Annotated in this window: 18 protein-coding genes and 1 tRNA gene; 16 read left to right on the top strand and 3 right to left on the bottom strand. The window is 58.4% G+C overall.

Annotated elements, in window-relative coordinates:
- Position 1 precedes the first annotated feature (1 nt).
- The 5 genes from A8C75_RS00765 (at position 2) to A8C75_RS00785 (ending at position 2888) form a co-directional block, all read left to right on the top strand.
- Positions 2–1525, top strand: coding sequence for a monovalent cation/H+ antiporter subunit D (locus tag A8C75_RS00765; protein WP_067376713.1), 1524 nt, complete (start codon positions 2–4; stop codon positions 1523–1525).
- Position 1526: 1 nt separating this feature from the next.
- On the top strand, positions 1527–2015 hold the full coding sequence (locus A8C75_RS00770; RefSeq protein WP_067376715.1) for a Na+/H+ antiporter subunit E: 489 nt from the start codon (positions 1527–1529) through the stop codon (positions 2013–2015).
- Positions 2009–2278 carry a K+/H+ antiporter subunit F gene (locus tag A8C75_RS00775; RefSeq protein WP_067376718.1) on the top strand — a complete coding sequence of 90 codons (270 nt, stop codon included), beginning with the start codon at positions 2009–2011 and terminating at the stop codon, positions 2276–2278. The genes A8C75_RS00770 and A8C75_RS00775 overlap by 7 nt, the downstream gene beginning before the upstream one ends.
- A 66-nt stretch (positions 2279–2344) precedes the next feature.
- On the top strand, positions 2345–2695 hold the full coding sequence (locus A8C75_RS00780; protein WP_067376720.1) for a Na+/H+ antiporter subunit G: 351 nt from the start codon (positions 2345–2347) through the stop codon (positions 2693–2695).
- Between the two features lie 117 nt (positions 2696–2812).
- Positions 2813–2888, top strand: a tRNA-Phe gene (locus A8C75_RS00785).
- A 640-nt stretch (positions 2889–3528) separates the two neighbouring features.
- On the opposite strand, the gene A8C75_RS00790 is transcribed toward A8C75_RS00785, so the two are convergent.
- Positions 3529–4236, bottom strand: a complete 708-nt coding sequence (locus tag A8C75_RS00790; protein ID WP_067376722.1) for a FadR/GntR family transcriptional regulator — start codon at positions 4234–4236, stop codon at positions 3529–3531.
- 307 nt (positions 4237–4543) lie between these two features.
- On the opposite strand from A8C75_RS00790, the gene A8C75_RS00795 reads away from it, so the two are divergent.
- From A8C75_RS00795 to A8C75_RS00845, 11 genes are all read left to right on the top strand, one after another.
- The gene (locus A8C75_RS00795; protein WP_067376726.1) at positions 4544–5269 is read left to right on the top strand and encodes a ribonuclease activity regulator RraA; all 726 of its coding nucleotides are present in this window, start codon (positions 4544–4546) and stop codon (positions 5267–5269) included.
- A 120-nt stretch (positions 5270–5389) separates the two neighbouring features.
- On the top strand, positions 5390–6355 hold the full coding sequence (locus tag A8C75_RS00800) for a Bug family tripartite tricarboxylate transporter substrate binding protein (RefSeq protein WP_067376729.1): 966 nt from the start codon (positions 5390–5392) through the stop codon (positions 6353–6355).
- Positions 6356–6408: 53 nt separating this feature from the next.
- On the top strand, positions 6409–6909 hold the full coding sequence (locus tag A8C75_RS00805) for a tripartite tricarboxylate transporter TctB family protein (protein WP_084783613.1): 501 nt from the start codon (positions 6409–6411) through the stop codon (positions 6907–6909).
- 3 nt (positions 6910–6912) lie between these two features.
- On the top strand, positions 6913–8445 hold the full coding sequence (locus tag A8C75_RS00810) for a tripartite tricarboxylate transporter permease (RefSeq protein ID WP_067376732.1): 1533 nt from the start codon (positions 6913–6915) through the stop codon (positions 8443–8445).
- A gap of 82 nt (positions 8446–8527) precedes the next feature.
- Positions 8528–10105 (top strand): aldehyde dehydrogenase (NADP(+)), encoded by a 1578-nt coding sequence (locus tag A8C75_RS00815; protein WP_067376735.1) that lies wholly within the window; start codon positions 8528–8530, stop codon positions 10103–10105.
- 385 nt (positions 10106–10490) lie between these two features.
- Positions 10491–10994, top strand: coding sequence for a DUF3015 family protein (locus tag A8C75_RS00820; protein ID WP_067376738.1), 504 nt, complete (start codon positions 10491–10493; stop codon positions 10992–10994).
- A 74-nt stretch (positions 10995–11068) separates the two neighbouring features.
- Positions 11069–12952: an Lnb N-terminal periplasmic domain-containing protein gene (locus A8C75_RS00825; RefSeq protein WP_067376740.1), complete on the top strand. Its 1884-nt coding sequence runs from the start codon at positions 11069–11071 to the stop codon at positions 12950–12952.
- A 152-nt stretch (positions 12953–13104) separates the two neighbouring features.
- Positions 13105–14328: an MFS transporter gene (locus A8C75_RS00830; protein WP_067386870.1), complete on the top strand. Its 1224-nt coding sequence runs from the start codon at positions 13105–13107 to the stop codon at positions 14326–14328.
- Between the two features lie 166 nt (positions 14329–14494).
- Complete coding sequence (locus A8C75_RS00835) at positions 14495–15208, top strand: NYN domain-containing protein (protein ID WP_067376743.1); 714 nt, start codon at positions 14495–14497, stop codon at positions 15206–15208.
- A gap of 470 nt (positions 15209–15678) precedes the next feature.
- Complete coding sequence (locus A8C75_RS00840) at positions 15679–16749, top strand: sugar ABC transporter substrate-binding protein (protein WP_084783615.1); 1071 nt, start codon at positions 15679–15681, stop codon at positions 16747–16749.
- Positions 16746–18896 carry an adenylate/guanylate cyclase domain-containing protein gene (locus A8C75_RS00845; RefSeq protein WP_067376749.1) on the top strand — a complete coding sequence of 717 codons (2151 nt, stop codon included), beginning with the start codon at positions 16746–16748 and terminating at the stop codon, positions 18894–18896. Before A8C75_RS00840 ends, A8C75_RS00845 begins: the two co-directional genes overlap by 4 nt.
- Before the next feature lie 365 nt (positions 18897–19261).
- Here A8C75_RS00845 and choV read toward each other — a convergent pair whose 3' ends face one another.
- Positions 19262–20458, bottom strand: a complete 1197-nt coding sequence (choV, locus tag A8C75_RS00850) for a choline ABC transporter ATP-binding protein (RefSeq protein WP_067376752.1) — start codon at positions 20456–20458, stop codon at positions 19262–19264.
- Between the two features lie 2 nt (positions 20459–20460).
- Positions 20461–21306: a choline ABC transporter permease subunit gene (gene choW, locus A8C75_RS00855; RefSeq protein WP_067376755.1), complete on the bottom strand. Its 846-nt coding sequence runs from the start codon at positions 21304–21306 to the stop codon at positions 20461–20463.
- Positions 21307–21377 lie beyond the last annotated feature (71 nt).

Genomic DNA, 21377 nt, shown 5'->3' on the forward strand with positions numbered 1-21377 from the left:
GATGCAGCATCTGATTCTGTTACCGCTTATTCTGCCGCTGCTCGGCGGCTTGCTGATGTTGCTGCCACCCCTGACCGAGAGCCGCGTGCGCCAGCGCAACTTTGCCCTGGTGCTGTCGGCGGCCACCATGCTGACCAGTGTCCTGCTGGTGCAGCAGGCGCAGCAGGGGGTTATAGGGGTTTATGCGGTGGGAGACTGGGCCGCGCCCTTTGGCATAGTGATGGTGGCCGATCGCCTCAGTACTATGTTGCTGCTGCTGACCTCGGTGCTGGCCTTCTGTTCGCTGCTCTATACTTTCGGCCCCCGGGATGAAGAAGGCTCCTTTTTCCAGCCGCTGCTGCAGTTCCAGATTCTGGGTATCAACGGCGCCTTCCTGACCGGCGACCTGTTTAACCTGTTCGTATTCTTCGAAATTCTGCTTATCGCCTCCTACGGCCTGCTGATGTTTGGCGGTGGCAAGACGCGTACCCGCGCCGGCCTGCACTATGTGATTCTGAACCTGGCGGGCTCGGCCATCTTCCTGTTTGCGCTGGGTATTCTGTACGGCACCCTGGGTACGCTGAACATCGCTGATCTGGCGCAGAAGGTGCAGCAGCTGGATCCCGCTGAGACGCCCCTGGTACGCGCCGGCGGCCTGATGCTGCTGATCGTGTTTGGCCTCAAGGCCGCCATGCTGCCGTTGCAGTTCTGGCTGCCCGCGGCCTATGCGGCCTCGACACCGGCGGTGGCGGCGCTCTTTGCCATCATGACCAAGGTGGGCATCTACGCCATCCTGCGGGTGTTCACGGTGATTTTCGGTGACGCCGCCGGGCCCCTCAGTCATATCGCCGGCCCCTGGCTCTGGCCACTGGGCCTGATGACGATTCTGATCGGTGCCATAGGTGTATTGGCCTCGCAGGATCTGCGCCGGCTGGTTGCCAACCTGATCATTGTCTCGGTGGGCACATTGCTGGCGGTCATTGCGCTGCAGCGTGAAGATGCCACCGCAGCGGCACTCTATTATCTGCTGCACAGCACCCTGATCAGCGGCGGTCTTTTCCTGCTGGCCGACCTGATTGCGCGTCAGCGCGGCAAGGTGGGTGATCGGCTGGTGCCGGGGCGTGGCGTGGGCCAGGGTCGACTGCTGGGATCGCTGTTCTTTATCGGCGCCATTGCGGTGATTGGCATGCCGCCGCTGGCGGGCTTCGTCGGCAAGGTGCTGATGCTCAGTGCTGCCAGCAGCGTCGCTGAAATGAGCTGGCTCTGGCCGCTGGTGCTGGGCAGCAGTCTGGTGGCGCTGATAACCCTGTCCCGTGCCGGCAGTACCCTGTTCTGGAATCCGGCGGGCAAGCCTGTCGAGATTATGCGGGCCAATCCGGTGCAGCTGCTGGCGACGGTACTGCTGCTTTCCATGCCGTTGCTGTTGTCGGTCTTTGCCGGGCCTGTGACGCAAATGGTGGCCGCTACGGCGCAGCAGTTGCATGATGTTCAGGGCCAGATCGGCAGCGTTTTGCAGCCGGTGACTCACCTGGTGGAGGTCAAATAAGATGCGTACCTGGCTACCATTGCCCCATACCAGTTTGCTGCTGCTGCTGGTCTGGCTGTTGCTGAATCAGACGGTCGCGCCTGGCCATCTGCTATTGGGGTCCGCGCTGGCGGTGATGATTCCACTGCTGACGATGCATCTGCGCAATCCCCAGCCTACCATCCGTCACCCGTTCAAGGCGCTGATGTTTCTGTTTCGGGTGCTCAGGGACATTCTGGTGGCCAATATGGAAGTGGCGCGGCTGACGCTGCGGCCACAGCTGAGGCTGCGACCGGCCTTTGTTGTAGTGCCGCTGGATATTACCCGGGACTTCCCCATCACTGTGCTGGCCAGCGCTATTTCCCTGACGCCGGGTACTGTGAGCGCCGATGTGTCGGCGGATCGCAGCCGCTTGCTGCTGCACGTGCTGGATCTGGAAGACGAGGCGCAGTTGATCGCAACCATCAAGCACCGTTACGAGACACCGCTGCGGGAGATTTTCGAATGCTGAGCTGGGTCATACCCCTGGTGTTCGCCATGCTGTGCCTGGCGATGCTGATGAACCTGTGGAGCCTGCATACCCGTTCGGGTCTGCCGGACCGGGTGCTGGCGCTGGATACGCTGTACATCAACAGCAGCGCGCTGATCATTCTGTTCGGCCTCTGGAAGGCCACCGAGCTTTATTTTGAGGCCGCACTGCTGATTGCCCTGCTGGGTTTTGTCAGCACAGTGGCGGTGTGCAAATACATGCTGCGTGGCGACATTATCGAATAGGACGCTGGCATCGGCGCTGTGCCTGCGCCTTGCCAGGTCATGAATACTCAATAAGGAGGCAAACCTGTGCCATTCTGGTTTGAACTGATTGTCTCGTTGCTGCTGCTCGGTGGCGGCACCTTTATACTGCTGGGTTCGCTGGGGCTGGTGCGCATGCCGGACTTCTATACGCGCATGCACGCACCCACCAAGGCTACGACCCTGGGGATGTGGGGACTGCTGATCGGTGCCTTGCTGCTGTCATCCTGGAACAGCGGCGTGCTGAGCATGAATCAGCTGCTGATTGCCGTATTCCTGCTGCTGACCACGCCGGTCAGTACCCATATGCTGGCCAAAAGTGCGCTGCATCACCGTCTGGAATGGGAGGAGAATACCCAGGGTCAGGAGCATGCGAAGCGCTTTATGGATGATCACTGAGCAGTCGTTCACCCGGGGGTGTGGTGTTTTGATATTTATCGCAAAACCCATGAAATTTATGGAAATATAGCGTTGACAAGACGGCCGCCAAAGAGAATAATACGCGCCTCTTGAGTTGCCCGGATAGCTCAGTCGGTAGAGCAGAGGATTGAAAATCCTCGTGTCGGTGGTTCGATTCCGCCTCCGGGCACCAAGTAATACCTGGAAGCCTCGCTAGTCAATAGTGGGGCTTTTTTGTGTCTGGACGTTCAGTGGGTGAGGCTCCATCGAACCGAGGTTCGATTATTAGCCACATCCCTGTGGCTAACCCTTCGGGTCATCGTCGCTGCGCTCCGATATGTCAAATTGCTCCTGGCAATTTGGTCCGCCTCCGGGCACCAAGTAATGCTTAGAAGCCTCGCTAGTCATAGTGGGGCTTTTTTGTGTCTGATCGTTCAGTGGGTGAGGCTCCATCGAACCGAGGTTCGATGACTCGTATCGTCCCTGATACTCGCCCTGCGGGTCATCGTCGCTGCGCTCCGATATGTCAAATTGCTCCTGGCAATTTGGTCCGCCTCCGGGCACCAAGTGCTATCCAGGTAACGCTGATGGAAGCCTCGCTAGTCAATAGTGGGGCTTTTTTGTGTCTGATCGTTTTTAAGAGGTTAAAAGCAGGCGCAAGGGTCAAGGGGCGGAGCTGTCAGCCGTAAGCCGTAAGCCGTAAGCTTATAGCTGTCAGCTTACAGCCAAAAAGCAGGTTCAAGGTTCAAGGTGAAAGCAGCTGAAAGCTGCCGGTTTACCCATCACCAGGGTGCGTGGCGGGCAGGGTTTGCTCATACCTGTGTGCTCTTGCTTTAGTCGCCGGTGCCTTCGAACATGCGGGTCTTGGCGTTGGTCAGATGGGCGCGCATGGCGGTTTCGGCGCGCGGGCCGTCGCCGGCGACTATAGCCTCCAGAATCTCGTCGTGCTCGTTTTGTACCATCGTCAGGCGCTTTTCCGAGGCCTGCAGCGACAGGGTGCGGGTGATGTTCATGCCCTCTTTTATATTGTCCTGCAGCGACTTCAAAACGGTCGAGTAGTAGTTGTTATTGGCGGCATCGGCAATGGCAATATGAAACTCGAAGTCTTCATCGGTGGCCACGGCATGGCGCTTGCTGGCCTCGGTCATGGCCTGGGCAGCACGAACAATCCGGTCCAGCTGCTCTTTGGTGCGCCGCACGGCGGCAAGGCCGGCGGCACCGCTCTCAATGTTGGTTCTGAATTCAAAGCAGCGCTGAATATCCGAGATGCTGGATATTCTGGAAAATTGCAGCACTGTGCTGTCGGGGCGCTTTATCACGAAGCTGCCGGAGCCCCGTCTGGAGACCACCAGGTTGTCTTCCTTGAGCCGGGTTAAGGATTCTCTGATCACCGGGCGCGAAACATTGTAGATATCGCACAGCTGGGCTTCGGTCGGCAGCTTTTTATTGACGCTGTATTCGCCATTGATGATCGCGGTAAGGATCTTTTCATATACCAGCGATGACAGGGATTCCGGCGATTTGATTCTTTGGGTATTCATGATTTGGGCCAGATAAATTTTACAAATAGTATTTAGGCAGGTCAGTGTTGTCAACGCAGGTCCGCCCGGGCCTGGTCTGGCAAGGGGGAAAATGGGCGCTATTGCGTGTAAATTCAAGCTGTACAGATGTCAGACAGCAGGGGCCGCGGCGAGGTAGTTGCTGTCTGAACGATGCCTGTCTGTAGCACGTAACAGGCAGAAGGGGCCCTTTGATGATGCCAAGTATTTGTAAAAAGTTGTTTGATTTGTAAGTTTTCATCGTCTATATTGACTCTACTTTCAACAGATCAGCAACGGTAAGAGTCCAATGAGCGAAGAAAATAAGAGTCAGGCGTTGGATCCGCGGATCAAGCAGTTACTTATGCAGGTGTCCACAGCGACATTGCATACCGCCCTGTTCAAGCAGGGGCTGCGCAATACCTATATCCAGGGCGTGAGCCGGATAAATTCAAAAGATGTAAAGATGGTTGGCCAGGCATTTACCCTGCGCTATATCCCGGCGCGGGAAGATGTTGATTCCATAGAGGCGTTCAAAGATCCCAAACATCCCCAGCGTCTGGCGGTGGAAACAGTTCCGGCAGGTCATATTCTTGTGTCCGATTGTCGCCAGGATGCTTCGGCCGCAAGCGCAGGCAGCATTCTTCTGGCCCGTCTTGAGTATCGTGACTGTGCCGGTTTTGTTTCTGATGCCGGTATTCGCGATGCCATCGACGCTGCCCGCATGGATATGCCGGTTTTCTGTGCCAAGGCCAGTGCGCCGACCAATCTGACCAAACACCATGCCGTGGATATTCAGGTTCCCATCGGTTGTGGTGGTGTGATGGTCAACCCGGGCGATGTCCTGGTGGGAGATGGCGATGGCATTATCGTGATTCCGTTTGAACGCGCGGCCGTTATTGCGGAAGAAGCGATTCGGATGGAAAAATTCGAAGCCTATGTTATTGGCAAGGTCCGCAGCGGCAGTGCCGTTATCGGTCTTTATCCGCCAAGCGAAGCCGCGCTGGCTGAGTACACCAAATACACTGAAGCCTGATTTCCACGAAATCAGTTACTGCAATTTCCAAGAGTTCCCCCGGGAATAATAACCGCGAACGCGCGGGTATCGAAATCAGTCGTATTGAACACATACAACCATAAGAAAGTGGAGCTAAACATGTCTTTGACAAAATTCAAACGTAATCTGACCCTCGCCCTGGGCGCGCTTGTGCTGACATCCTCCGCCGTCGCGGCGGAATTTCCGTCCCGGGATATCCGCCTGATTGTGCCCTGGCCTGCAGGTGGCGGTGCCGATGCCATTTCACGCAAAATCAGCAATCTTGCCGAGCAGAACATGCCGGTGTCGGTTTATGTCGAGAATATTGGCGGCGCTGTAACGGCCACGGGCCTGATGCAGATGACAAAGGCGCGTCCGGATGGCCATACCCTGGGTGTGCTGACCTATGACAGCGTTATTACCTTGCCGCGGGGCAACATGGTGCCGGGTTATTCACTGGAAAATATGGCGCCTATTGCCCGTATTACCCGTGAAGCCGATGCCATTGTGGTTTCCAAAAAATCGGGCTACAGCAGCTTTGAGGAACTGATCGCAGCGGCTAAGGCGAATCCCAATACGGTGCGCATTGGCGTGGCACCTGAAGGCTCAGGTCCTTTCCTGGCGGTGCGCCGTCTGGAGGAAAAAACCGGGGTAGACTTCAATGTCATCACCTATCCGGGTTCATCCACGGCTGAAGCCGAGGCCTTGCTGTCGGGCGAACTGGATGGAGCCATCTCCAGTCTGGGCGACTTCAGCGGCATTCTGGAATCCGGCGATGCCATTGGCCTGGTGGAGCTGTCATCGGAACAGAACCCGTCCTACAAGAGCGTGCCGCCAATCAGCACGCTGGGATACACGCTTGAAACCGGCAGCTTCATCATTCTGGCGGCGCCCAAGAACACGCCGGCAGATGCCCTTGCGGTAATCGAATCCGCCTATCAGAAAGCCTTCGAAAGCGAAGAGTTCCAGACCTGGGTCACCAGCATCGGTGTGACTCCAAGCTGGCTTGGCGCTGCAGAGGTGCAGGGCTGGATGGGTGAGCTGCAAACAGAAACCTTCAAAGTCATGGATGAGCTTTCTCTGTAAATCGTCAGCGAGAATGCCTCCGGTAACCGGGGGCATTTTCGAGGTATAAGGCCATGCTTCGGAAAAAAGAAAGTAGCGGAAAAATACTTTTCCATGTGTTTGTTCTAGTGGTTTCGTGCGGTTATCTGCTGTCAGCATTTTCCCTGGGAATGCCGGTGGTTGAAAGCCAGCTAAAGCCCTCCTTCTTCCCCATGTTGATCGGTTTCCTGTCTGTCATATTCAGTGCGATTCTTTTTTTAAGAGAAATTCGCACAGACAAAGCTTCTTTTATCGGAGAAGCCCGGGAAGCGGATCAAGCTAGCGACAGTGACTCTGAAAAAACAAGCGATCGTTCTGCCTATCTTATTATTGCGGCGACGGCGGTTTATATATTCGCTTTTTCGCAGATAGGCTATCTGCTTGCGTCAGCGCTCTATGTTTTCGCCGTCATGGTTATTTTCTCGAACCGGGAAAAAATCTGGCAGAAACTGGCCATTGCAATCGTTACAGTCGGGATCGGATATCTGGTGTTTGAACAGATGTTTGGTGTTCGGCTCCCGGCCCTGTGGGAGTAGTCCATGGAATTCATTGAACTTGTTATTGGCAGTTTCGCCAAGCTGTTAGATCCTGCCACTCTGGCCTATGTGGTGGCCGGATTTCTGATCGGTACTGTGTTCTCCGCGATTCCGGGCCTGACCGCAACGCTGGCACTGGCGCTGCTGTTGCCCCTGACCTACAGCCTGGATGTCACTACCGCACTCATGGCCTGTGCCAGTATCTACATGGCCGGCATGTGCGGCGGCAGCATTACCGCGACCACCATTAATATTCCGGGTGCGCCTTCCTCCATGATGACGGCGCTGGATGGCTACCCCATGCAGCAGCGCGGCGAAGGTGCCCTGGCGCTGGGGCACGCGTCCTTCGGTTCCATGGTGGGGGGTGGCCTGGGGGCGCTGTTGCTGATACTGCTGGCACCCTTAATCGCCGAACTGTCGTTGCTGGTCAAGACGACCGGCAAGTTCTCCCTGATCGCCTTCGCCATGATCGTGATCGTTATTGCCCAGCGCGGCAAGATGATCAAGGCGGCCATGGCGGCCTGTATCGGGCTTATGCTGGCAACGGTTGGGCTGGATGCCATGGTGCCGGTGACACGCTTTACCTTCGGGCTGAGCGACCTGACGGCGGGTCTGGATCTGATGCCGGTGATTATCGGTACCTTTGCCATCAGCGAGATACTGATTCAGGCAGGCGCAATGTCGGACTCCGGCAAGGTGGCCAGTGCCCTCAGCAAGGTCAAGGCCATAAGGCGACGTGACTTTCTGCCGTCCTTTGCGTCTATCCGCAAGATTGGTCTGGGCTGTTACCTCAAGTCGAGCCTGATCGGTTACTTTGTGGGCACCTTGCCAGGAGCCGGTGGTTCCATGGGCAGCTTCCTGGCCTATGTCGAAACGGTGCGTACCTCCAAGGACCCGAAAAGCTTTGGCAAGGGTAACCCCCAGGGGATAGCCGCGTCGGAAAGCGCCAACAACGCCGTCTGTGGTGGCGCCCTGGTACCCATGCTGACCTTCGGCATCCCCGGTGATCCGGTGACCGCCATTATGCTGGGCGTGCTGGTGATCAACGGCATTCAGCCGGGGCCACAACTGATGGCGGAGCAGGCCGGGCTGATCGCGCCCATGCTGGCATCCCTGCTGTTCAGTGCGGTGATACTGATTCCGTTGACACTCTTCCTGCTGGGGCCTTACTTCATCCGCATCGTATCCATTCGCAAGGATGCGCTCTACGGCGCCATTGCCCTGCTGGCGGTGGTTGGCAGCTATGTGGCCACTTACTCCATGTTCCAGATGATCATGACACTGGTGATGGGTGTGCTGGCGTATTACCTGCGCAAGCATGACTTCCCGGTGATCACCTTGCTGCTCGGCTTTATTCTGGGCCCGAATCTGGAAGAGTTCCTGCGTCGCTCATTGGCACTGTCCAACGGCAATCCCATGACCTTCTTTACCAACCTGGACAGCCTCTTCTTTGTCCTGCTGACGGCGGTCTTTGTGTACTTCCTGGTGATCCGCAAACCGCTGAAAAATCCGGTTGCGGCCGCCTCAGCCACCTAACCCGTCTAGCGACTGGCTGCGTCAACCTGAGGGGTTGATGCAGCCCGCGCTGAATTTATTCCTCATTCAAGGAGCAGTAACGATGCAACTCAAAGGACAGCTTTTGATCGGCCAGAATGGCGTGAACGGCAAGGGCGCCGCCATTCAGGCGATTGACCCGTCCACGGGCGAGCGGCTTGAACCTGTTTACCTGGGCGGCGGTGCGGCCGAGGTTGAACAGGCCTGCGCGCTGGCCGAAACGGCCTGCGTGGCCTACGGCGAGACGCCGCTTGAGCTGCGGGCGGCATTTCTTGAAACCATCGCCAGTGAAATTGAAGCCCTGGGTGATGCGCTGATTGTACGCGCCATGCAGGAATCCGGCCTGCCGCGGGCCCGGCTGGAAGGTGAACGTGGCCGTACCTGTGGTCAGCTGCGCCTGTTTGCATCGGTAGTACGCGCCGGCGAGTGGCAGGATCTGCGCATTGATCCGGCGCAGCCGGAACGCCAGCCACTGCCGCGTGCTGACCTGCGTCAGCGCCATATCTCCCTCGGGCCTGTGGTGGTGTTCGGTGCCAGCAACTTCCCGCTGGCATTCAGTGTGGCCGGGGGTGATACCGCCTCGGCACTGGCCGCGGGTTGCCCCGTGATCGTCAAGGCGCACTCGGCGCACCCTGGAACCTCGGAGCTGGTGGGTCTTGCGGTGCAGGCGGCGGTAGCCAAGTGTGCTCTGCCCGAAGGGGTGTTCTCGCTGCTGTTCGGCTCTGGCCGTGAAGTCGGTCAGGCACTGGTGGCCGATTCCCGTGTGCAGGCGGTGGGTTTCACAGGTTCGCGCAGCGGTGGTACTGCACTGATGGCGACCGCCCAGGCACGTCCGCAGCCGATTCCGGTCTATGCCGAAATGAGCAGCATTAACCCGGTATTCCTGTTGCCCCAGGCGCTGCAGTCCCGCGGCACCGAACTCGCCCAGGGTTTTGTGGCCTCCCTCGCCATGGGAGCCGGTCAGTTCTGCACCAGCCCGGGGCTGGTGATTGCCCAGGCGGGTGCGGCACTGAATACTTTCCTCGATGTGGTTGCAGAGGCTGCGCAGGCCGCGCCGGCCCAGACCATGCTGACGCCGGGCATTCACGGGGCTTTCAACGATGGCGTTGGCGTATTGGCTCAGCACAACAGCGTGCGTACTCTGGCCCGTGGCCAGGCGGGCGCCGGGCCTTATCAGTGTCAGGCCGGTGTTTTTGTCGCCAAGGCGGCAGATTTCCTGGCCGACGAAGCGCTGCAAGCTGAAGTCTTCGGTTCCTGCTCGCTGGTCATTGAGTGTGCTGACGAGGCCGAGATCAGGCAGGTGGCAGCGCATCTTGAAGGGCAGCTCACCGCTACCCTGCAGATGGATGCCGATGATACGGCCCAGGCGCAGGCCTTGCTGCCAATTCTGGAGCGCCGCGCCGGACGCGTACTGGTCAATGGCTGGCCGACCGGTGTCGAGGTGTGCCACGCCATGGTTCACGGCGGACCTTTCCCCGCCACCGCCGATGCACGCAGCACTTCAGTCGGCAGCGCCGCAATCCATCGCTTCCTGCGCCCGGTGTGCTATCAGAACCTGTCCCAGGCGCTATTGCCGGCGGCACTGCGCGATGACAATCTCGAAGGCCGCTCCCGCTTGCTGGATGGTAAAAGGGTGCTTTAACAGCTTCCTTTAATACCCTTTTAACGCTCTGATCGTTATGCCTGCGCCAGACTCTGCTTGAGTCTGGCGTTATTCGTTATTAGTCATTGGTCATTGGTCATTCGTGGTTAGATCACGATTCACGATTCACGACTTACGACTTACGACTTACGACTTACGACTTACGACTTACGACTTACGATTTACGATTTACGATTTACCAATCACCAATCACCAATCAGCAATCAGCAATCATCTCGCGTTTTTAGCTCCGAATGTGACACTAACCCCGAGTTTTAATTGACGCTGATGCTCGATGCTGTATTTTTGCGCGGGTATCCTTGGGCGTCTGCCCCGAATCCAAAATGGATAAATGGATTTACTTGCCCTGGAGGGGCCTTTCCTGATGAATATCAAGCACAGCCTGTTATCCCTGGTGCTCGCCGGTACCGCCCTGAGCATGTCTGCGGCCACTCTGGCAGAAACCAAGCCTGTGGGCTCAGGCCCGAATCCCTATGTAAACTGCGGCATAGGTGCGGCCCTGTTCCCGGCGACGCACTGGGCGGCTGTTACGTCCAATATCATCTGGGATCTGGGTACCACGGCGGTTACCTCTGCGACCTCGAGCCCGGAGACCTGCAACAAGCGTAACGTTCAAGTCGCGCAATTCATTCTGGATACCTATGACAACCTTGCCGAAGAAACCGCGCAGGGCCAGGGTGAACACCTGAGCGCCATGCTCGAGATCATGGCTTGCCAGCAAAGTGCTCAGCCTTCTGTGATCAGTGCAGTGCGCGGCCAGATGGGGCAGCAGATCGGCGTTGCCGGTTATGCAGAGCAGACTAAAATCGAAAAAGCCGCCATCTACTACGATCTGGTGAATACAGCCGCCGCCAACTGCGCTGCCTGATCCTGCCCTGCAGGCTGCCAAGCGTGCCGGCATCCACTGCCGGTACGCTTAAGCTCTTGTGAACCCGGATTCCCATGCCGATACCTTCGCTCAAGCTGCTCTGTGCCCTGGCAGCAGCGCTGCTGTTGCTGTTCGTCGCAGAGGCTCGCGCCACAGTGCCGGCTACAACGCAAAGTCCCTGGTTGCAGTCAACCTGGCTCAAGCTGCTGCACTACGCGCCGGATTCCAGTTCCCCCAGTGGCTATCGCAGCGCCATTCATAACGATGCGTTTTTCCTGAGTCCGAGCGGCGCCACGGATCCGCAGGCAGAGTTTGAGGCGACGTTACAGGCATTTGTGCAAACGCCCGGCACTGATGTCGATGAGCATGCCCAGTGCCTGTTTCCGGCGCGCTTTATCTGGATCCGCCAGAGGACAGAACCGAGTGCGTTTGCGGCGCTGGAGTGTGCGGCTTTCAATGCCTGGAACCGCGGCAACCGCATCGATTCCATCAGCCTGGTATACGCCAGCGGTTATCTGGGTAATCCGGCCTCCTTCTATGGCCATACCCTGCTCAAGTTCAATTCCGCCAGCGACAGCGGGCAGTCACAGTTGCTGGACAACAGCCTCAATTACGGCGCTGTGGTGCCGCCGAACGAAAACCCGCTACGTTATATGTACAAAGGCGTTTTCGGCGGTTATATAGGTGGTTTCAGCGAAGTTGAATACTATTTCCACAGCGGCGTTTACGGCGAAGTGGAGTTGCGCGACCTGTGGGAATACGAGCTGAATCTCAGCCGCGAGCAGGTTGATTTTGTCGTCGCCCATGGCTGGGAAGTCTTGCGACGTGAATATACCTATTACTTTTTTCGCAAGAACTGCGCCTATCGCGTGGCCGAACTGCTGGAGATTATCGACGGGTTGAACATTATTCCCGACGTCCGTTTTGCCACCATCCCCCAGGCGGTAATACAGAAGATGGCGCGCGGCACCCTGCAGGGGCAGCCGCTGATCCGCTCTGTGCGTTACCACCCGTCCCGCCAGACCCGCCTTTACAAGCGTTTCTTTGCCCTTGAGGCCGATGAGCGTGCCGCAGTGGGCACTGCGGCGGAACAGCCAGAAGGGTTACAAGCTGTGCTGGATGGTGCATCTGGGCTGGCGGCACGCCAGCGCATTCTCGACACCCTGCTGGACTATTACCAGTATGTTCGCGACCCCGATGAAGGCGTGGCCGATAGCAACAACAGCCATTACCAGCAGGTGCTGCAGGCCCGCTTCAGCTTGCCGCCGGGGGCGACAGCGTTGCCGCAAAGCCACCAGCCTGCGCCGCACCAGGGGCGCAATCCGAGTCTGCTGCGCCTGGGTGTGCTGCATAACAGCAGGCGGGGCAATGGTCTGCTGCTGAGTCTGCGCCCGGCCTATTATGATGTGCTGGATTCGGGCAATGGCCATATCAAGAACTCGGTGCTGTCGATGGGCGAGATCAGCGCCGTGCATGTCGATGGCCAGACCGAACTGCGCGCCATCAATTTGGTGAACCTCGAGAGCCTGAACGATTCCGCCACCGGCCTGCCGGGCGACAAGGGCCGTTACTGGAAGCTCAAGCTGGGGGCTGAGGCAGACAATTTGGCCTGCAGCCGCTGTCTGGTGGTGCAGGCGGAAGGCGCGATCGGTACCGCGAGGCGTATCAATCGCAACCTGCTGCTGGGGCTGAGCGTGGGCGGCGTGGCGCAGGAAAACTATCAGCACAGCGGTCATCTAGCGGTAAAAGCGGCTTTTTTCGCCAATATGACCCTGGGTTCAAGCTACAGCGGGCGCCTGCAACTGGAGCAGCGCCAGGCGCTGGACGGGGCCCAGCGCTTGCGCTCCGGTGTGACGCTGGAGCTTAGAAAGGCGCTGGATACCAATATTGACCTGCGCCTGCAGTATCGCCGGGACAGCGCCGAGGAGACGATGCTGTCGCTGGGCTACTATTTCTGACGGTACGGTGCTTAGTGTGTCGTTTTTCAGCAATATCAGGCCGCTGTCAGTTGTGGCAGTCTGATTGAGGGGCGGGTACTTAACTGCGATAATTCCGACCCCTATACCCTTATCTCCCGACCGCAGCAGTGGTCACAATGGAAACCAGACACATGCGCACTCCGGTCAAGCTGCTGAGTATTTTCGTCGCCTTTGCCTGTCTGCTGCTGGCAATCAACTTTGGTCTGCGCTCGTCCATGGGCTTTTTCATGGCGCCCATTTCTGAAACCTTTGGCTATGGCCGCGAGATTTTCGCCTTTTCACTGGCATTGCAGAACCTGTGCTGGGGGCTTTTCCAGCCATTCGCCGGCGCCGTGGCGGATCGATTTGGCACCGCCCGCACCCTGATCGGCGGCGCCATTGTGTATGCGCTGGGGCTTTATATCACTTCGACCGCCGACAGTATCTGGGCGCTGCACAGCGGTGCCGGCATTCTGGTGGGCATGGGCATCGCCGGCACGGGTTTTGGTGTGGTGTTGCCGGCGCTGGCCAGAATGGTGGCGCCCGAGAAGCGTGCCTTTGCACTGGGCCTGGGTACTGCGGCGGGGTCCGCCGGGCAGTTGCTGGTGATACCGGTGGCCCAGAGCTTTATTACCAGCTACGGCTGGCAAACGGCGCTGCTGCTGCTGGCGGGCGGCGCGCTCAGCATGCTGATGCTGGCCACGCCTTTTCGCGGTGATAGCGCCAAGGCCCGTTCCGGCGACGAGACTGAACCCGAGCAGACGCTGCCCGCGGCCTTGAAGGAAGCCACCGGTCATGTGCATTACTGGCTGCTGATTGCGGGATTTTTCGTCTGCGGTTTTCAGCTGGCCTTTATTACCGTACATATGCCGGCCTTTCTTACGGACAGTGGTTTTGAGCCCCAGGTGGCTGTAATCAGCCTGTCGCTGATCGGACTCTTCAATATCTTTGGCTGTCTGCTGTTTGGTTCCTGGTCGGGCAAGTACTCGAAAAAGAACCTGCTGGGCATTATCTATGCGCTGCGCGCGCTGGTGATAGCCCTGTTCATGCTGCTGCCTATCAGTACCACCACTGTGTACCTGTTCTCTATCGCCACCGGTTTTCTGTGGCTGGCGACGGTTCCTGCGACCTCGGGTCTGGTGGCGCAGATGTTCGGGCTGCGCCATATGGGCACGCTCTACGGCATCGTCTTCCTGAATCATCAGCTGGGGTCCTTCCTCGGTGTCTGGCTGGGCGGCTACCTGTACGATGCCACCGGCACCTACAACATCGTCTGGTGGTCCGCCGCCGCTATTGCCCTGATCACCGCCGTGATTCATATCTTTATTGATGAGCGCCCGGTTGCGCGCCTGCGTAACCAGCCTATTGCTGCCTGAGTCGTAATTGGTAATTGGTACACAGGCAGCTTTAAGCTTACGGCTGAAAGCTCTAAGCATCTCTGGAATGAGCCTCGGGCGAATTCCGGGGCCTATGGGTTTCGCTACCCAGAATCCGTTGCTAGGCTGAAGCTTTCAGCTGCCAGCAACGGAGTGGCCTCTCAAGATGAAGGACCTGGACCAACACAAGAAAATCGCTGTGCTTGTTGATGCCGATAATGCACAGCGCTCCAAGACCAAACATATCCTCGACGAGCTGTCCGGGCACGGCCATATAGTGGTCAAGCGTGCCTACGGCGACTGGTCCTCCGAAAACCTCAAGAACTGGCGTACAACGTTGAATGAGCTGGCTATACAGCCCTGCCAGCAGTTCGCCTATACCACCGGCAAGAACTCCACCGACGGCGCCATGATTATTGACGCCATGGATCTGCTCTACTCCAAGCGTTTTGATGCCTTTGCCATCGTCAGCAGTGACAGTGACTTCACCAGCCTGGCATCCCGTCTCAAGCAGTCGGAAATCTATGTTTTCGGCTTTGGCGAGAAGAAGACCCCTATCTCGTTTCGCAATGCCTGTGATGACTTTATCTTCACCGAGATCCTTGGTGATGTACCGGCTGAAACCCTGCCGGGCAACCCGGATATGGCGCAGATCAAGCGGTTGCTGATCAAGGCCTGGCGTGAACATTCGGATGACGAAGGCTGGATGAACATGGGCCACGCCGGCAGCCTGCTGAAGCGTCAGCGGCCTGATTTTGACCCCCGCACCTTCGGCGCGGCCAGCTTCAAGGAGTTCCTGCAATTGTTCGCGCCTGACATTACGGTGGAGCAAAAGCAGCGCGGCAATGGTCGGCCCTATATGTACCAGGTTGTTGTATAGGACGCTGTGGGTAACTTTTTATGCACAGCGTAACCACCTCGGCCAACGTTATTTTCGGTCTGTGCGTAACTTGGTTGTGTATAAGGTTCCCGGCGAAGGCTCAAAAATCTGTGCACAAAATACAGGCATAAGTCTGTGTATAAGCTCCGCACAAGCTCATCACAGTTGATTCTACCCCCCGACACTGCCGGCTCTGCAAAAGCTGATCAGAGATTAATCCACAACGGGAAAAACATGCCTGTGCAAAACTTTGCACGCAGGACGCTGCCGTTGTTTGCACAGGTTATGCACAGGATGGCGTTTGTCTTTCGTCTTTCGTCTTTCGTCTTTCGTCTTTCGTAATTGGTAATTGGTCATTAGTAATTAGTCATTGGTACAAGGCAGCAGATAGCCAGCGAATTACGAATTACGAATCACCAATCACCAACAGAGCCTAGACTGAAGGCTCCGAATAGCCGAGGAGTCAGCCGATGGCGAGGTTACGCAGGCCCGGGCCGAGCCGCCTTGCTGCGGCTGTGTGGATACTCTTGTTAGCGCTGTTGGCAGCGGGCTTTCTGACCGGCTGTGATGACAAGCCAGCGCAGCGCTCCAGGCCTCAGACCTCGGTGGTACTGGCGCAAAATCAGGCCCAGGCCGCGGCTGACAGTCGGGCTCTGGGGGTGGCGCAGGAGTTGACGGCGAGCCGGCCCTGGCGCATCAGTTTTCTGATGAAGAACTTTGCCTGGGCCAATCCCTACTGGCGCCGTACTCAGGAAGGTGCCGAAACGGCGCGCCAGAGTTTCGGTGTTTTCCTGCGCGTGCAGGGAGTGCAGGAATATGCCGTGGAGCGTCAGATTCGCAGTCTGGATGCGCTGATTCGGGAAGACCGCAGCGACGGCATCATCATTGCGCCGGTGGATACCAACCGGCTGTCGCCGGTGGTGGAAAAGGCCGTTCGTGCCGGTATACCCGTGATCGTTTACGACACACCACTCAATGCCGAGGGGGTTCTGACCTATGTCGGCTCCGATAATTTCCGGGCCGGCACCCTGCTGGGGCGCTGGGTGGTGGAGCAGCTCGGCGGCGCTGGCAATGTACTGATCATGGAGGGCCTGCCGGGGCATCAGAACTCCCTCGATAGGCGCAACGGCATGCTTGAGGGCCTGCGCGAGGGGGATATCAATGTGCTGGGGCTGAGTTCCGGGCGCTGGCAGCGCGCTGATGCGCAGCAGGTCGCGGCGAACTGGCTCGCACGGCTCGATGATATTGATGCCATCATGGCGGTGGATGATGTGATGGCACTGGGGATCGCCGATGCGCTGGAGGGGGCCAATAGGCGCAATGTGCTGGTCACCGGCTTTGATGCCAATACCGATGCGCTGCTGGCCATCCGCCAGGGGCGTCTGCATGCCACCATGGATCAGGTGCCAAAACTCCAGGCCCGCCGTGCCGTGCAGTTGATGGTACGCCACCTGGAAACCGGTGAGCCCTTTCCGGCGACGCTGCTGTGGAGCAACCTGCGGCTGGTGACCGCTGAAAACGTAACGGACTTCCTGCAATGAGCCGGGTCAGCAAAGGACGCAGGCTGCTGCGCAGCCCAGCCAGATTGCTGGGGCCCGAAGGCTCGCTAAGCCGGCGTCTGCACCAGCGTGTACTGTTGCTGGGCATTATCGCCATTATTGGTTTCGTCTTTGTGATAGTGACCGGGCTGCTGGGGGCGCAGAACCGGCAGGAGCGACAGTTTCACGAAGCCGGGCTCCAGGCCACCCGCGCCTTTGATTCCTACCTGCTGGATGTCAGAAGCGATCTGATCGCAACCGCTGCGGCGCTTGGGCCTTCCGCAGACCAGAGCGATCTGTTGCGGCAGCTGATTGCACGTCGGCCGACCCTGTTCGAGCTGCAGCTGATAGACGCCGACGGGCGGATTCTGATTCAGCGCAATCGTGTCGGCAGGCCCTACCAGATAGAGGTGAGCGAGCAACCCTGGTTCAGTGCCGTGCGTGCCGGCTACAGCTATCTGGGGGCGGTGGACTTCGGTGAATTCAGCGTGCCTACGGTGACCCTAGCGGCGCCTGTCACCGATGAGCTGGGCGTCTTCGCCGCTTCTCTGGTGGCACGGTTCGACCTGACCACGCTATGGAATATTGCCATCAGTCTGCCGGTGGCCGAGTCGGGCTACGTATACATCAGCGATCAGCAGGGTCAGCTGGTGGCCCATCGCAACCTGCGCCTGCTGTATAGCGATGCAACCCTGCAAAGCCTTATTGGCCGCAGCCCCCAGGCCATCGCCGACGGTAACCTGCATATCTATCCGGCGCTGGATGGGCGCTGGGTGCTGGGCTTTGGCATGGCGTTCGAACTGGCACCCTGGTTTGCCATCGTTGAACAGCCGCTGTTTGAAGCTCTGGGGCCCTCGGTGATGCTGGCGCTTGGGATGCTGCTGGCGCTGGTGCTGGCCGCATGGCTGGTGCGCAGTATCCTGCGCTTTACCCGCGTACAGATTCTGCGCCCGCTGGCACTGTTGCGCGGCGGCGTCGAGCGGTTGCAGCAGGGCGATCTGCAGGCCCGTACCCGGGTGCCTGCTGGCCACGGCGAGCTGAGTCAGCTGGGGGATGCCTTTGATCAGATGACCGAGCAGTTGCAGGCGCGCGAGCAGCAGTTGCGCCAGTCTCTGGCCGATACCACCGAGCTGAAAAACCTGCTCGACAATGTGTTTGCCTCCATTGTCAGCGGTGTCATGACCACCGACCTGCAGGGGCGCATTACCCTGTGCAACCTGGCGGCGCTGCGCATACTGGATTATCCCCACAGCAAGATGCTGGTCGGCCAGACCGTGGCCAGCCTCAGGCCGCCGCTGAACGCGCTCTTGTTGCCCCATGTTCAGTCGGTGTGCCGAGCCCATGAGCCGCTGATCGGGCTGGAGGTCAGCCCGGTGCTAGAGGAGCGCGGCAAGGTACATTTGCGTTGCAATCTTTCGGTGCTGCGCGGCGCTGAACAGGTGCTGGGTATCGCCATAGTGATAGACGATGTCACGACGCTGAAACAGATGGAGGCCCAGCGCAGGTTGCTGGAGCACATGGTGTCGCCGGCCATTCTGAGCCAGATTGATCCCGACCGGCTGCAGCTTGGCGGCCAGAGACGCGAGATTACCGCGCTCTTTGCCGATATCCACGGCTTTACCCGCATCAGCGAACAGCTGACGCCGGAAAAGCTGGTGGGCCTGTTGAACCGCTATCTGGGGGCCATGGCCGATGCGGTGCTGGCGCAAGAGGGCACCATCGACAAGTTCCTCGGCGATGCCATCATGGCCTGGTTTAACGCACCCTTGCCCCAGGTCGATCATGCCCTGCGGGCGGTGCGCACGGCGCTGCAAATCCGCAGCGCCATCGAGCAGCTGCACGAGGAATTGCCAGCTGCGCTGCGGCTTTCATTCGGAGTGGGCATTCACACCGGCGAGGCGGTGCTCGGGCTTGTCGGCACCCAGGCGCGCATCGAATACACCGCCATCGGTGACGATGTGAACACAGCCAAACGCATTCAGGAGCACAGTGGCATTAATCAGATTCTGATCAGCGCCCAGATCTACCAGGCGGTGCAGGATGATGTTGAAGTGCGGCCGCTGCAGCGCATTAAGGTCAAGGGCAAGCAGAAGCCGCTGGAAGTGTATGAGGTGATTGGGCTTAAAAAGCAGGTTCAAGGGGCAAGGTAAAAGAGCGCGCCCGTTCGTCGCGGGGCGCGACTTCTACGGTGATTGGGTCGTTATTGGTAATTGGTAATTGGTAATTGGTCATTCGTAAGCCGTAAGCCGTAAGCTTAAAGCTGATAGCTCTACCTGTCACGGGGTGTGACTGGTTACTCGCAAGTTGCAGCGCGGCACTGTGGCCGCTCTTGCCAAATTACAAATAACGAATCACCGGTCGTAATTGGTTATTCGTGAGCCGTAAGCTTAACGCTGACAGCTCCAAGCTGATAGCTTCACTACCAGCTCCTGCCAATTACAAGTCACCAATCACGAATCACCATGTGCTTTCTTCCTTTCACCTGTTTCTGCGCTTTAACCTTTCACCTGCTGTTCTAAACCGTTTCGGTGCCGAAGTGTTTGCCCAGCAGGGCGTGGTAGAAGTCGCGATCGCGCAGGACGCCGACCAGGCCGCTGGCCTCGCGCAGCAGTACCGGCAGGCCGGTCTGGTAGCGGATTTCCAGTGCCTGGCGCATGGAAATATCCGGGCTGGCGACGACCAGGGTGCCTTCGTTGAGGTCGGTGAGGTTGCTGGTGGTCTCCCACTGATGCAGCTGCAGCGCTGTTTCCTGGCGGCTGGCGGACAGCAGTTGTCCCTGGGCATCCATCTTGAACCAGCTGTTTTCCTCGCGGTTAAGCACCAGCATTTCGTCGAGCCGTTCCAGCTGATCCAGCCCGGTCATGAGTGAACGGCCCTTGAGCACGTTCAGCGGGTTGGTATGGGCGACGAAGTTGCGCACGTATTCATTGCAGGGGTTAAGGACTATATCCTCGGGCCGGCCGTGCTGAATGATGCGGGCCGATTCCATGATGGCGATATGGGTGCCGATCTTCAGGGCTTCATCCAGATCGTGGCTCACAAAGATGATGGTCTTGTTGAGCTTGCGCTGCAGCTCGAGCAACTCATCCTGCAGCTGGTTGCGGATCAGCGGATCCAGCGCCGAGAAGGGCTCGTCCATCAGCAGTATATCGCTGTCCATGGCGAAGGCGCGGGCCAGGCCAACACGCTGCTGCATACCGCCCGAGAGCTCGTGGGGCAGCTTGTTGGCCCATTCATCGAGGCCCACCATTTCGAGCTTTTCCATCGCCTGGCGCCGGCGTTCGACCTTGCCGATGCCCTGCATTTCGAGGCCGAAAGCGACGTTGTCCAGCACGCTGAGCCAGGGCATAAGGGCGAATTTTTGGAACACCATTGAGACACGCTTGCTGCGCATGTGGCGCAGGGTTTTGGCGTCGCAGTCGGCCATATTGACCATCTCGTCGCCATCCTGCACCCGCAGCTCGCCACGGCTAATGGGGTTGAGCCCGTTCACGGCGCGCAGCAGGCTGGACTTGCCGGAGCCCGACAACCCCATCAGGACGCAGATTTCGCCGCGCTGCACTTCTATGCTGGCGTCCTGCACGCCGACGACCTGGCCGGTGGCTTCAATGATTTCCTGGCGGGTTTTACCCTGCGCCAGCAACTCCAGTGCAGGCTGTACCTTCTTGCCAAACACCACATCGAGATTCTTGATACTGACGGCAACGGACATGATCAAGCCTCCTCTTTGGCGTTGGGTGCCTTGCAAATACGATCCAGGATAATGGCGACCAGCACTATGGCCAGACCCGCTTCAAAGCCCTGGGAAATGTTCACGGTGTTGAGTGCGCGTACCACCGGCTTGCCAAGGCCATCGGCCCCGACCAGGGCGGCGATAACCACCATCGACAGCGACAGCATGATGCACTGGGTGACACCGGCCATGATATTGGGCATGGCCGCCGGCAGCTCCACCTTGAGCAGCAGCTTCATCGGCGTGGCGCCAAAGGCCTTGCCGGCTTCGAGCAGCTCTTCAGGCACCTTGCTGATGCCCAGGTAAGTGAGACGAATGGGGGCGGCGATGGCGAAGATGATGGTGGAAATCAGCCCCGGCACCACGCCAAGACCAAAGAGCACCAGGGTCGGAATCAGGTAAACAAAGGTAGGGATGGTCTGCATCAGGTCGAGAATAGGGCGCAGCAGGGTGTAGACCCAGGGCTTGTGGGCGGCCAGCACGCCAATGGGCAGGCCCAGCATGACCGACAGTGTGGTGGCGGCGAGCACCAGCACGAAGGTCTCGAGCATTTCCTGCCAGTAGCCCAGGTTCAGGATCAGCAGCAGGGCGGCGACCACGAAAATGACCAGACCCAGGCTGCGGTGCAGCAGCCAGGCGAGGGCGGCGGTCATCACAATAGGTACATAGACCGGAAACCACTGGAAGATCGCAACCATATTCAGGATCAGCCACTCCAGCGAGATGGCGATCGTATCAAAGAAGCCCGCAGCGTTGGTGGTCAGCCAGTCGACGAAAAGCTCCATCCAGCTGCCAAGGGGTAACTTGTGGTCTGTTAACCAGTTCATGGGAGATTTCCTCAGGATGAGCGGGGCCCTGCACCCTGTCCGAAGACAAGGTGATCAGGCATTGCGGATAA

Source organism: Marinobacterium aestuarii (genome assembly GCF_001651805.1).
Taxonomy (GTDB): domain Bacteria; phylum Pseudomonadota; class Gammaproteobacteria; order Pseudomonadales; family Balneatricaceae; genus Marinobacterium_A; species Marinobacterium_A aestuarii.